Genomic DNA, 498 nt, shown 5'->3' with positions numbered 1-498 from the left:
CCAGGTTACCAGTCGGTTCGTCCGCCAGCAGTACCGCGGGCTTATTCACCACCGCGCGGGCAATGCCAACACGCTGTTGTTCACCGCCCGAAAGCTGAATAGGGAAGTTCTTCGCTTTGTCCAGTAGCCCGACTTTATCCAGTGCCGCCGACACCCGGCGACGAATATCGTCACCGCTGGCACCAGCGATAATCAGCGGGATCGCCACGTTATCGTAGACAGTACGGTCCATCAGTAGATGGTGATCCTGGAAAATCATGCCAATCTGGCGGCGCAGAAACGGAACTTCACGGTTTTTCAGACGCGTGATGTCATGGCCGCTAAACCAGATTTTCCCGGCGCTGGGCCGCTCAATCCCACAGATCAGCTTCAGGAGGGTACTTTTCCCTGCGCCGGAATGACCGGTCAGAAACGCCATCTCACCCGGCTGCATATGGAACGTAACGTTTTGCAGGGCACGGCGACCACCGAGAACACGGTCGCAAAGCTGAAGCCCAG

The 498-nt window shown here is 57.4% G+C and carries 1 protein-coding gene; it reads right to left on the bottom strand.

Translation table 11 applies throughout. The annotated features are described in order from the left end of the window. On the bottom strand, nt 1-418 hold a 418-nt coding region (locus SB822_RS54890; protein ID WP_410858822.1), incomplete at its 3' end, for an ATP-binding cassette domain-containing protein. Nucleotides 419-498 lie beyond the last annotated feature (80 nt).

This window comes from Paraburkholderia sp. SIMBA_054 (genome assembly GCF_046534875.1).
GTDB lineage: Bacteria > Pseudomonadota > Gammaproteobacteria > Burkholderiales > Burkholderiaceae > Paraburkholderia > Paraburkholderia hospita.
The sequence above is the reverse complement of the archived record's forward strand: the minus strand, read 5'-3'. Positions and strand labels throughout refer to the sequence as shown.